This window comes from Lysobacter enzymogenes (assembly GCF_017168095.1).
GTDB lineage: Bacteria > Pseudomonadota > Gammaproteobacteria > Xanthomonadales > Xanthomonadaceae > Lysobacter > Lysobacter enzymogenes_D.
Genome location: NZ_LXSD01000242.1, coordinates 1 through 11,900, shown reverse-complemented (window position 1 = coordinate 11,900; position 11,900 = coordinate 1). Strand labels below are relative to the sequence as shown.

10 protein-coding genes are annotated in these 11,900 nt (G+C 70.3%); 5 read left to right on the top strand and 5 right to left on the bottom strand.

The window, feature by feature from the left end; all coding sequences use genetic code 11:
• The first annotated feature begins 128 nt into the window (after positions 1-128).
• Complete coding sequence (locus A7A76_RS06535) at positions 129-737, top strand: class I SAM-dependent DNA methyltransferase (RefSeq protein ID WP_206410427.1); 609 nt, start codon at positions 129-131, stop codon at positions 735-737.
• A gap of 426 nt (positions 738-1,163) precedes the next feature.
• Positions 1,164-2,408: a polyhydroxyalkanoate depolymerase gene (locus A7A76_RS06530; protein ID WP_206410430.1), complete on the top strand. Its 1,245-nt coding sequence runs from the start codon at positions 1,164-1,166 to the stop codon at positions 2,406-2,408.
• 247 nt (positions 2,409-2,655) lie between these two features.
• Here A7A76_RS06530 and A7A76_RS06525 read toward each other — a convergent pair whose 3' ends face one another.
• Together A7A76_RS06525 and A7A76_RS06520 are read right to left on the bottom strand one after the other, a co-directional pair.
• Positions 2,656-3,675, bottom strand: a complete 1,020-nt coding sequence (locus A7A76_RS06525) for a sensor domain-containing protein (RefSeq protein ID WP_241200765.1) — start codon at positions 3,673-3,675, stop codon at positions 2,656-2,658.
• Complete coding sequence (locus tag A7A76_RS06520) at positions 3,672-4,037, bottom strand: helix-turn-helix transcriptional regulator (RefSeq protein WP_206410425.1); 366 nt, start codon at positions 4,035-4,037, stop codon at positions 3,672-3,674. The genes A7A76_RS06525 and A7A76_RS06520 overlap by 4 nt, the downstream gene beginning before the upstream one ends.
• 223 nt (positions 4,038-4,260) lie before the next feature.
• Between A7A76_RS06520 and A7A76_RS06515 the strand changes: the two genes are divergently transcribed.
• Positions 4,261-4,725, top strand: coding sequence for a DUF1579 family protein (locus A7A76_RS06515; protein ID WP_206410424.1), 465 nt, complete (start codon positions 4,261-4,263; stop codon positions 4,723-4,725).
• A 33-nt stretch (positions 4,726-4,758) separates the two neighbouring features.
• Positions 4,759-5,697 (top strand): peptidylprolyl isomerase, encoded by a 939-nt coding sequence (locus A7A76_RS06510; protein WP_206410423.1) that lies wholly within the window; start codon positions 4,759-4,761, stop codon positions 5,695-5,697.
• Between the two features lie 123 nt (positions 5,698-5,820).
• On the opposite strand, the gene speG is transcribed toward A7A76_RS06510, so the two are convergent.
• Positions 5,821-6,381: a spermidine N1-acetyltransferase gene (speG, locus tag A7A76_RS06505; RefSeq protein ID WP_241200764.1), complete on the bottom strand. Its 561-nt coding sequence runs from the start codon at positions 6,379-6,381 to the stop codon at positions 5,821-5,823.
• Positions 6,382-6,531: 150 nt separating this feature from the next.
• Here speG and A7A76_RS06500 point away from each other — a divergent pair, with 150 nt between their 5' ends.
• Positions 6,532-6,828 (top strand): hypothetical protein, encoded by a 297-nt coding sequence (locus tag A7A76_RS06500; protein ID WP_206410422.1) that lies wholly within the window; start codon positions 6,532-6,534, stop codon positions 6,826-6,828.
• 75 nt (positions 6,829-6,903) lie between these two features.
• On the opposite strand, the gene A7A76_RS06495 is transcribed toward A7A76_RS06500, so the two are convergent.
• Both A7A76_RS06495 and A7A76_RS06490 read right to left on the bottom strand, forming a co-directional pair.
• Entirely contained in the window at positions 6,904-7,767 is an 864-nt protein-coding gene (locus A7A76_RS06495; RefSeq protein WP_241200763.1) for a DUF4349 domain-containing protein, read from the bottom strand.
• 158 nt (positions 7,768-7,925) lie between these two features.
• Entirely contained in the window at positions 7,926-10,580 is a 2,655-nt protein-coding gene (locus tag A7A76_RS06490) for a TonB-dependent receptor (protein ID WP_206410421.1), read from the bottom strand.
• Positions 10,581-11,900 lie beyond the last annotated feature (1,320 nt).

Genomic DNA, 11,900 nt, shown 5'->3' with positions numbered 1-11,900 from the left:
CCGCATCCGCTGCGCGCGGGCCTTGCGGCCGCGGGCGCGTTAGCATGCCACGCTCCACGCCACCCCAGCGCCCGGCCGCCGCATCCGCCGGCGGCGCCGCGGCGCTGCATCGACCGGCCCGACTCCGCATGAGCAAACAGTACGACCGCGACTACTTCCAACGCTGGTACCGCGATCCCGCCCTGAAGGACGAGGCCATCGGCGGCGCCGCGCGCCTGGCGCGCAAGGTCGCCCTGGCCGTGGCCGCCGCCGAGTACCACCTCGAACGCCCGATCCGCAGCGTGCTCGACATCGGCTGCGGCGAAGGCCCGTGGCGCGCGCCGCTGCTGAAGCTGCGGCCGCGCGCGCAGTATCTGGGATTCGACGCCAGCCAGTACGCGGTTGCGCGCTTCGGTCGCACCCGCAACCTGCACCTGGCCCGCTTCGGCGATTTCGAATTCCTGCGCCCGTGCGCGCCGGCCGACCTGCTGATCTGCAGCGACGTCATGCACTACCTGGACACGCGCGAACTCGACCGCGGCCTGCCCGGCCTGGCCGAGCTGTGCGGCGGCGTGGCGTTCCTGGAGACCTTCGCCCGCGAGGACGGCATCGAAGGCGACACCGACGGCTTCAAGCGCCGGCCGGCCAGGTTTTATCGCGAACGCTTCGCCGCGCACGGTTTCCAGGCGTTGGGCTCGCACCTGTGGCTGGGGCCGGCGCTGGCCGGGGAGACGGCGGCGCTGGAGACCGCGGGCTGATTGCCGCAGCGGCGCCGCGCGGGGCCGGTTGCGTCGTAGGCGCGGCGGCGCGGTCGCGGCTCGCGCCGCTCCTACAGGGAGTGGCCGCAGTTTCGATTCCGACTGTAGGAGCTGCGCAAGCTGCGACCGCGGGGTAGCCGGTCGCGCCGCCAGCGCGGTGGCGCGGTCGCGGCTCGCGCCGCTCCTACAGGGGGCGTCCGTAGTTTCGATTCCGACTGTAGGAGCTGCGCAAGCTGCGACCGCGGGGCAGCCGGTCGCGCCGCAAGCCGCACCCCAGGCAAATCTCACCCCCAACCGCGACCGAAAGCCCCGCTTCACGCGACCGCCATCGCAATCCTGTATGCTGCGCCGCAGCAAACCGCCCGCGCCGGAACCGTTTACGCTCCGGCGCCAGCCCTGCCCGCCACAGAGAGTCCGACCCGAATGCTGCTCTATCAGATGCACGAACTCGGCCGCGCCTGGATGGCCCCGATGACCTACTGGGCCGACGCCGGCGCCAAGATGTTCGCCGCGCCCGGCAGTTGGCTGTCCACCGTGCCCGGCGCCTCGCGCGTGGCCGCGGGTTGCGAGCTGCTCTACCGCATCGGCAAGGATTACGAGAAGCCCGAGTTCGGCATCCACTCGATCCAGATCGACGGCAACGCCTATCCGGTGATCGAGCGCGAGATGGCGCGCAAGCCGTTCTGCCGGCTGCTGCGCTTCAAGCGCTACGCCGACGACGCCGGCAACATCGCCGAGCTCAAGGACGATCCGCCGGTGCTGGTGGTCGCGCCGCTGTCGGGCCACCACGCCACCTTGCTGCGCGACACCGTGCGCACCCTGCTGCGCGACCACAAGGTCTACATCACCGACTGGATCGACGCGCGCATGGTGCCGGCCGAGGAAGGCGCCTTCACCCTCGACGATTACGTCGGCTACATCCAGGACTTCATCCGCCAGATCGGCGCCGACACCCTGCACGTGATCAGCGTCTGCCAGCCGACCGTGCCGGTGCTGGCGGCGGTGTCGCTGATGGCCGCGCGCGGCGAACCCACGCCGCGGTCGCTGGTGATGATGGGCGGCCCGATCGACACCCGCGAGAGCCCGACCAAGGTCAACGACCTGGCCGAGCACAAGCCGCTGTGGTGGTTCGAGAGCAATCTGATCCACCACGTCCCGGCCAATTTCCCCGGCCGCGGCCGCCGCGTGTACCCGGGCTTCCTGCAGCACAGCGGCTTCGTGGCGATGAACCCGGAGCGGCATTTCCAGTCGCATTGGGATTTCTACCAGGACCTGCTCAAGGGCGACCTGGAAGACGCCGAATCGCATCGCCGCTTCTACGACGAATACAACGCCGTGCTCGACATGCCGGCCGAGTACTACCTGGACACCATCGAAGTCGTGTTCCAGCAGCACCTGCTGCCGCGCGGCCTGTGGGACGTGGCCGGCGAACGGGTGAACCCGGGCGCGATCAAGAACACCGCGCTGCTGACCATCGAAGGCGAGCTCGACGACATCTCCGGCCAGGGCCAGACCCGCGCCGCGCACACCCTGTGCACCGGCGTGGCCGAATCCCGGCGCGAGCACATCACCGTCGACGGCGCCGGCCATTACGGCATCTTCAGCGGCCGGCGCTGGCGCGAGCAGGTGTATCCGCGCGTGCGCGAGTTCATCGCCCGCAACGCCGGCTGAGGCGGCGCGAAGCGAGAAGAAAGGCCCGGCCGAGCGCCGGGCTTTTCGTTTCCGTCCGCGTCGATTTTCCGATAGCCCCCTGTAGGAGCGGCGCGAGCCGCGACTGCGGCAACGCAACTGCGCCGAAACTTCCGCTGTAGCTGTGGTGTCGCGGTCGCGGCTCGCGCCGCTCCTACAGGGAGCTATCGCGACTACGAAAAAGGCCGGCGTTGGCGCCGGCCTTGTTCTCGTTGCCCGACGGCGGCGCTCAGCCCCAGCGCACCAGCAGCGCCTTGGCCAGCTGCGCGTGCAGGTAGCCGATGCCGCGCGCCAGGTGCAGGGTCGCGAACAGCAGCACGACACCGATCAGCAGCGACAGCGGCCACAGCACCGCGCCGGGGAGCCCGAACCCGGCCAGCTCGCCGGCGTAGGAACAGGCGCCGTCGAGGCAGATGTCGCCGTCGAAATACCCCAGCCACACCGCGAACGGCACCGCGACGAACGACAGCGACACCGCCAGCGCCGTCACCGCGACCGTGAAGTAGGCCGTGCCCAGCGGCAGCATCAGCAACTGGTACAGCAGCGTGCCCCAGGTGCGCGGATCGGTGAACACGTCCTTGATCCGCTCCAGCCACGGCCGCTCGCGGTCGGTGTACAGCGGCCGGCGCGGCATGCGTTCGCCGAGCATGACCTCCACCAGCCGCCCTTCCACCAGCGCCAGCACCCGCACCGAGCCCAGGAACAGGATCAGCAGCGGCACGCCGATGATCAGGATCAGCAACCCCAGCGAGAGCGACAGGCCGGTGGTGACCCAGGTGAAGTAGAACGTGCCGGTGGCCAGCGACAGCAGCATGTAGAACAGCGCGCCGTAGCTGCGCGGCTCCAGCGCCACGCCGAAGAAGCGGCCCAGCCACGAGCGCCGCGGCGCCGGCTTGGGCGGGCGCAGCGCGGTCTGCACCTTGACTTCGGTGTCGCGGTAGATATCGGCCACCTCGTCGGGCGCGCCGTAGCTGCCGGCGACGCTGGCGATGACCTCGGCCTCGCTCTTGCCGGGGTGTTCGGCCAGTTCCGCGCGCAGGTATTCCTCGGCGTCGTACAGCGCGTCCTGGATCAGCGCCGGATCGGCGCCGCGCAGCGCGTCGCGCAGGCGCTGCAGGTAGTCGGGGATCGAGCGCGGCAGGTCGGCGGCGGCGCTGGCCGCGGCGTGCGCGGGATCGGCGCGGTCGGGCTCGGCCGGGACCGGATCGGCGGAGGTCGGAAGGTAAGCGGTGCCGGTGGTGGCGTTCATGGATCGAGCCCCTGCAGGACGGAATCGACGGAGTCGCGGGTCGCGCGCCAGGCCCGCGCCCATTCGCGCAGAACCGCCCGGCCGCTGTCGGTGATGCGGTAGTAGCGCCGCGGCGGCCCGGTCACCGACGGCTCGACGTGGCTGTCGAGCAGGCCGGCCGCTCCCAGGTTGCGCAGCACCGGATACAACGCGCTCTGCTTGCCGCTGAGCACGCCCTCGCCCTCGCGCTCCAGGCGCTTGGCGATCTGGTAGCCGTACATCGGCTCGTCCGCCGCGCCCAGCACCGCCAGCAGCGCCAGCGACACGGTCCCGGTGCTGAGCTCCTTCTGGAACTTGCGCAGATGGCTGTCGAGATCGATCACGGGGCGGGGCCCTGAGCTAGTCTTGAGCTCAGGCTATTGCGAAGTTCGCTATAGCGAATGTGCCGGTAGTAACTGGGAGATAGCGGATAGGAGCCAGGAGGTAGCGGGAGGCGAAATGCAGTCGCTAACTCCTAGCTCCTATCCGCTAACTCCTAGCTCATATCCGCTACCTTCTAGCTCCTATCCGCTACCTTCCAGCCCCTAACCCGCCACCGGAGCCGCCATGCAACTGCCCCGCCCCGACCCCGCCCAGCTCGCCCGCCTGCACCGCCTCGCCGGCGACTGGGCCGGCCCCGAACTGGCCCAGCCCTCGCCCTGGGGCGCCGGCGGCCCGGCCCACGGCCGCAGCCGCTTCCGCGTCGGCCTGGACGGCGTCGCCCTGTTGCAGGACTACGAGCAGGAGAAGGACGGCCAGGTGGTGTTCCGCGGCCACGGCGTGTTCCTGGTCGAGCCCGACACCTGCGACGTGCTGTGGTGGTGGTTCGACTCGATGGGCTTCCCGGCCGAGCCCGCGCGCGGCCGCTGGGACGGCGAGGTGCTGCGCTTCGAACGGCGCACGCCGCGCGGCGAGGCGCGCTCGCGCTATGAGTTCGGCGGCGATACTTACCGCTTCGCGATCGAGAATCGCTTTCCCGGCCAGGACGACTTCGCCGAATTCATCCGCGGCGATTATGCGCGCCAAGCCTGAGCCACCCACCCAAGCACGCCCCCAAGGACGTCCATGACTGCGAATACGATGCCCCCCTCGCGCGCCGCGCTGCTGGCCCTGTCGCTGGCGCTCGCCGCCGGCGCCGCGCACGCGGCCGCGCCCGCCGCGCCGGCCAAGGGCCGGACCATGCAGCAGGTGCTCGACGCCAGCCAGCCCGGCGACTGGCGCGAGCTGGATCCGCGCAACACGATCTACCTGGAACTCGAGCGCGGCCGGGTGGTGATCGAGCTGGCGCCGCAGTTCGCGCCCGAGCACGTCGCCAACATCCGCGCGCTGGCCCACAGCGGCTACTGGAACGGCCTGAGCGTCAACCGTTCGCAGGACAACTACGTGGTGCAGTGGGGCGATCCGGAAGAGGACGCGGCCAAGCGCAAGCCGCTCGGCGCCGGCGCCAAGGCCAAGCTGCCGGCCGAGTTCGCGCGCAAGAGCGCCGGGCTGACGATGACCGTGCTGCCCGACGCCGACGGCTGGGCCAAGCAGGCCGGCTTCGTCGACGGTTTCCCGGCGGCGCGCGATTCGGCCGCCGGTTCGAGCTGGCTGACCCATTGCTACGGCACCGTCGGCGCCGGCCGCGACATGGCGCCCGATTCCAGCAACGGCAGCGAGCTGTACGTGGTGATCGGCCAGTCGCCGCGCCACCTGGACCGCAACATCACCACCGTGGGCCGGGTCGTGCAGGGCATGGAACTGCTGTCGGTGCTGCCGCGCGGCACCGGCGCGCTGGGCTTCTACGAGAAACCGTCCGAGCGCGCGCCGATCGTGTCGATCCGGCTCGCCGCCGACCTGCCCGAAGCGCAGCGCGCCAGGCTCGAAGTGCTGCGCACCGATACGCCGCTGTTCGCCGAACTGGTGGAATCGCGGCGCAACCGCCGTGACGATTGGTATCTGCAGCCGGCCGGGCACATCAACGTGTGCAACGTGCCGCTGCCGGTGCGGGAGAAGAAGGGCTGAGACCTCGAAGCCCCTCTCCCGCTTGCGGGAGAGGGGTTGGGGTGAGGGCAAGACGCCTGCGTGCCCTCATCCGCCCCTGCGGGGCACCTTCTCCCGCAAGCGGGAGCAGGGAAAGACAGAGGGCTATTTTCCGACTCGCCCCAGCACCTGATGCTGGAACAGACACATCCGCACCACATCGTGATAGCGCCCGTCGGTGAAGAACTCGTCGACCAGAATCCCTTCGCGCTGGAACCCCGCATCCTCGTAGATGCGGATCGCCCGGGTGTTGTCCACGTCCACCAGCAAATACAGCTTGTACAGATTCAATACCCGGAACGCGTAATTGATCGCCAGCCGCGTCGCCAGCCGCGCGTAGCCGCGGCGCTGATGTTCGGGCGAGATCATGATCAGGAACTCGGCGCGCCGGTGCAGATGGTCGATCTCGACCAGCTCGACCAGCCCGATCCGCTCCATCGCGCTGTCCTGGACGATGAAGCGCCGCTCGGACTGGTCGTGGATGTGCTTGCGGTAAAGCTCTTCGAGCTCGACGAACGACTCGTACGGCTCCTCGAACCAATAGCCCATCACGCTGCGGTTGTTGTTGAGCACATGGATGAAGTGCAGATCGCCGCGCTCCAGCGGACGCAAGGTCACGCCGTTGGCGGACGGGGGGGCGGCGTCTTCGACAGGCATGCTGGTCATGCCGCTACCCTACTCCGTCGCGATGCAGCGCGTGTGACGCCGCGCGACGGCGTGTGACGGTCGGCGCGGATCGCGCAAGCGCGATGTTCACGCAGCCTTAGCCGGCCGCTGCCTAGCCTCCAGACTCCTCCGCGAGCCCAGGTGTCCGCCATGCCACTGCTTCGATTGCGCATCACCGGCAACGACGACGACGCGCGCGCGATCGGCAATCTGGTCAACAGCCTCGACGGCATCGAACACGTCGAGGAAGTCGCCGATCTGATGCCGCATATGGACGATGCCGATTCCAGTTCCGCCGGCCTGCCCGACGACAGCGGCCCGGGCGTGCACGAACTCGAGATCGACGCGCCCAACGCCTCCACCGCCAACAAAGTGCGCGAGGCGGTGGAGGCGCTGGCCTTCGATCTGGACGTGCTGGTCGAGTTCGAGTCCGAAGAGGAACGCTGAGGCCGACCGTGCGGCCCGAGCGCTCGTCCTCGCCGGGGCCCGCCCTAGACGGACGAGCCCCGACAGCCGAATCGATCAGCCCTGGGCCTTGCGCCGACGGCGCGCGCGCCACAGCTTCAGCACCAGCCACAGGCAGAACCCGCCGACCAGGCCCAGCGGCAGCAGCACCGCGAACGCGCGGATCAGGAACGCCACCACCGAGGCGACGATGCCGCCGAATTCCTTCAGCGCCTGACCGATCTCGCTGCTGCTCTCCTGCGCGGCGGTGGTGGCGAACTCGAAGGTGATCAGCTGGGTCGAGATCCGGCGCTGCTGCTGCGCGGCCTCCTGCTCGGCGGCCTGCAGCTGCGATTCGATCTCGGCGATGCGCTCGGACAGGGTCAGCACGTCGGCCATCTTCAGATCGCGCCGCTCCTGGAACTCGAGCAGGCGCGCATGCTCGCGGCGCAGGCGGTCCTGGCGCATGGTGTTGTCGCGCACGGCCACGGCCAGGTCCTCGGCCTGGATGCCGCGCTCGGCGATCTGATCGCCCTGCCCGGCCAGCGCGATCAGCGGCTCCACGCCCTGCGGCACGGTCCGCACCTGCAGGCTCGCCGACGGCGCGTCGCCGCCGTTCTGGCTCATGCCCAGCACCACGCAGGCGCCGAACTTGGCGGCGGTGCAGGCGTCCTGCACGGCCTTGGCGCGAACCGCGATCTGCTCGCCGGACAGGCGCACGCGCACGCGGTGCTCGTAGGCCAGCAGCACGCCGAGGTCGGCGGCCTTGGCCGAACCGCCGCCGGCGTCCGGCGCGGCCGCTACATCCGCGGCCGACGCCGCCGCTTCCGCCGCGTGCTTGCTGCTGCAGCCCAGCGCCGCGGCGGCCAGCGCCGCCGGCAACAGCCAGCGCAGCATCGCTCCGGTCTTGCGCGCCGGCATCCCCATGTTCGCTTTCTCCATTCTCGCTTCTCCCTCGCCGTCTTGGCTGGCGGCACTATGCCACGCCCTCGCTCCAACGCGCGGGGCGGCGCGGCGGGGTCGCGACAAAACTTCCGCGCAAACGAAAGGGCGGGAGCCGCGGCCCCCGCCCTTTCGCGTCCTCGCACGCGGCGCCGCGCTCAGAACTTGTATTTCACCCCCACGGTCACGAAGCGGCCGAGCGCGTCGTATTGGGTGATGTCGTAGGGCAGCGCGCCGCCGGCCGGATCGAACGGCGGCGCCTTGTCGGCGAGGTTCTGCACCGAGGCGTACAGCGTGGTGTCGCGCAGGCCCTCATAGCCGACGTACAGGTCGAACTGGTGGTAATCGTCGACCTTGCTGCGCAGGCCCGGATTGCTGCGCGCATCGACCACCTCCTGCTTGTAGCCGCCGATGTAGCGCCACGACAGCTGCGCGTTCCAGTCGCCGCGGCCCCAGGCCAGCGAGGTGATGCCGCGCCACTTGGGCAGCGCGCCGAACAGGTTGCTGCCGGCGCCGTCGCGCTCGGCCTGGCCGGCGACCAGCGGCTGCTCGTAGCTCAGCAGGCGGGTCCAGGTGCCGTCGAGGGTCCAGGTGTCGTCGCCGGCATGCCAGACCTTGCGGCCTTCGATATCGAAACCGGTGGTGGTCAGCGTGCCCTGGTTGGCATAGCGGTTCTCCACCAGCTGCAGGCGGCCCTGCGCGTCGCGGGTGATGCGGCCCGGGTTGGCGGCCGGGTTGGAGACCACGAACTGCACGTTGTCCGGCGCGATCAGGTCGTCCTGGCGGATGCGGTACAGATCGATGCCGAGGCTGGTGTCGGCGTCCGGCGCCCACAACAGGCCGAGGTTGATGTTGCTGGAGCGCTCGGCCTTCAGGTTGGGATTGCCGGCGCGCAGGACGGTCACGCCGCGCGAGGCGCCGGGCTGGACCGGGTCGAAGGGATCGATCACCGAGCCGTAGCTGATCGTGGTGCTCTGCGCGATCTCCGGCAGCGACGGCGCGCGGAAGCCGCGCGAGGCGTTGAAGCGCAGCAGGAAATCATCATTGAGCTGCCAGCGCACGCCGAGCTTCGGCGAGAACGCGCTGCCGAAGTCGCTGTAGTGGTCGCCGCGGCCCGCAAGCTGCACTTCCACCGCGTCCCACGGCTTGAGGCTGAGTTCGAAGAACGCGGCGGCGACGCGGCGGTCGCCGTCGATGAGGTTGATCGCCGGGCGCAGCTCGGTGCCCGACAGCACCTGCGGGCTGGTGCGCGCGTCCTGCGCTTCGTCGCGGAACTCCACGCCCGCGGCCACGCCGACGTCGCCGGCGCGCCACTGGAACGGGAAGCCGGAGATCTTGCCGCTGAGCGTGCTCAGCCGGTACGTGCCCGGACGGCGCGTGGACAGGCGCAGCGCGTCGAGCGCGCCGGGCGTGCGCGAAGGATTGAGGAAGTCGTAGCTGCCGTCGCGCAGCACCTGCTCGAACGCATAACGGTTGAGGAAGTTGCGCACGTACTCGCGCTGGCGGCTTTCCGAATGGCTGGCGGCGACTTCCCAGTCCCACACCTCGCCGTTGCCGCGCAGGCCGACCAGGGCGCGCGAGAACTGCGACTTGTTGATCTTGTAGCGCGCGCCCAGGTCGAGGAAGGAATACTCGAACGGGGTCGGCACCGCATTGGGATTGTTCGGATGGCCGACCGGCAGCACCGCCGGGATGTCGACCAGGCGGCCGGTGCTGCGGTCGTAGGCGCGCAGGCCCGCGCCGACGGTCATCGGCGCGCTGAAATAGGCGCCGTTGTGGCTGGTGCTGTAGAGAATTTCGGCGAAGCCCTGGACGTTGTCGCTCAAGCGCACGTCGCCGGCGACCAGCGCCTGGTAGCGCTCCACGTCCGGAATCAGGGTGCGGAACGGCTGGGTGTTGAAGGCGCAGGCGTTGCCCGGCAGCGGGCTGCCGAAATCGCTGTACGGCCGCGACTGGGTGCCCGGCTGGCAGGCGAACGCGACCGGCGCGCGCGGGTTGCTCAGGAACGCACCGCCCTGGGTCGACCAACCGGCCAGGCGTCCGCCGGGCTGATCGCGGTAATCGCCGCTCTTGGTCAGGTCGCGCTCGTCGGCGTTGAGCTGGCCGCGCTGGAACACGTCCAGGCTGAAACGCAGGCTGTAGCCGTCCTTGCCCGGATCGCCGCGGCCGGCGCGCAGGCCGATGCTGTGCTGGTCGATGCCGCCTTCGGTGGCGGCGCCGTACGACGCGTCCAGTTCGACCCCTTCGATCTTGCGGCGCAGGATCAGGTTGACCACGCCGGCGATGGCGTCGGAACCGTACAGCGCCGAGGCGCCGTCCTTGAGGATCTCCACCCGCTCGATCGCGCCCAGCGGCAGCGCGTTGAGATCGACGAAATTGTCCTGGGTGCCCTGGGCGAAACCGTAGGACGCCACGCGGTAGCCATTGACCAGCACCAGGGTGTTCTTCTGGCTCAGCCCGCGCAGCGAAACGCCGGCCGAACCGTTGGCGAAGCTGCCGGTGTACTGCTCGTTGAAGCTGTTGCCGCTGTTGACGGTGAGGCTGCGCAGCAGGTCGGAGACGGTGACCTTGCCGCTCTTCTCGATCTGCGCGCGGTCGAGCACCAGCACCGGGTTGACCCCGGCCTCGTCGCTGCGCTTGAGGTTGGTGCCGGTGACCTGCACCGCATCCAGGGTAACGCCGGGGCCGGCCGCATCGGCGGCGTCGGCCGCCTGCGTCAGCGGCGCGGCCAGGCTGAGGGCGAGCGCCAGCGACAGGCGTCGGTAGCGCGCTTCGGCAACGCGGACGGATGGAGCGGGGATAGAACGGGACATGAGCGATTCCTGCAAGACGTGGGAGAGGCAAAGCGAAAACGAAGAAAAAAGCCGGCCCGCGACGGCGTGCGGCCGCCGACGCTGCGACAAGCGCAGCGCGGTCGTTGGGAGGGGAGAGAGACGAGTGCGGCCTCAGCCGCAGGTCGCCCGTCGCGCGGGCCGGTTTGGAAAGGGTCGGCAGGCTCGGCCGGTGGCTGCGCTCAGCGCCGCGGCCTCACCCGCCCGCTACACCGCGCGCGCATTCGCGCAACGGCGGCAGGGCAACGGGGACGACGTGCGGAGGTGCGCGACAACAACATAGACAACCTGTGCAAACGGAACGTGCGAACGAAAACTCGAGCGGCGGGCGCGAAAGCGCGGCGGTCTCAGCGCCGACACATCGCCATGCGACACCCACCCGCGAAGCGGCGGTCGGCGGACGGCAGGACGGTCGGATGCAATGCGTTCACGGCGGAAAGTTCGGTTGCGGAGGAAGGTCGCGGCGGGCGCCGGCGACGGGGTTTATGTTGCATCGCGATAAAGCGATGTCAACGACGCCGGCAACGCGATCGGCGGCGCGGGCCTTTCTCCGCGATTCGCGGGGGATTCGCCGCGCACCGCCCCGTTCAGCCGCAACGCCCGCCGTACAAGGCGATCCCCGCCGCGGCCGCGGTCGCCGTTCGCCCCGGCATCCCGCCCCAGCCGCATGAGGCCATGACCGATGGTTATGAAACCCGCCCCCGCCGAGCCCCCGAAATCCAACCGCCGACACGACAACTGCGCAAAAACCCACCCGCATCGCCTGTAGGAGCGACGCAAGTCGCGACCGCGCCGCAACAAACGCCTGCGCCGGCCTCAACGCCCGGCCTGCGTGGCCGGCCTTGGCCGCGACATGGGCGTGTCGGATGCCGTGCGGACCGCGAGCGCAAACCTCAAGCCGGCGACGGCGCCCGCGTTTCGCGGTCGCGGCTCGCGCCGCTCCTACAGGGGGACACCGCGGCTTTGCCTCTCCTGCCGGCTGCCTTGACCGCGACGCCGCCGCCTCGGCAAAGCCGCCGGCGCAAGCCCCGCGCCGCGCCGATCGCACCGCTCCGCGGCCGCGCCGGGCCGCCGATCCGCCCCGACCAATGACCCATGCGGCGGTCATGTCCTTGCCCTATCCTGCGCGCCAACCGGCCCGCGGCCGTTCCAAGCCACCGAGATTCCCCATGCGTTCGCTGCATCGCACCTCGCTCGCCCTCGCCCTGTCCGCTTCCCTGCTGGCCCTGGCCATGACCGCCTGCAAACCGCACGACGCCGCCGCGCCGGCCGCGCCCGCCGCCGCGCCCGCCCAGGCCGGCC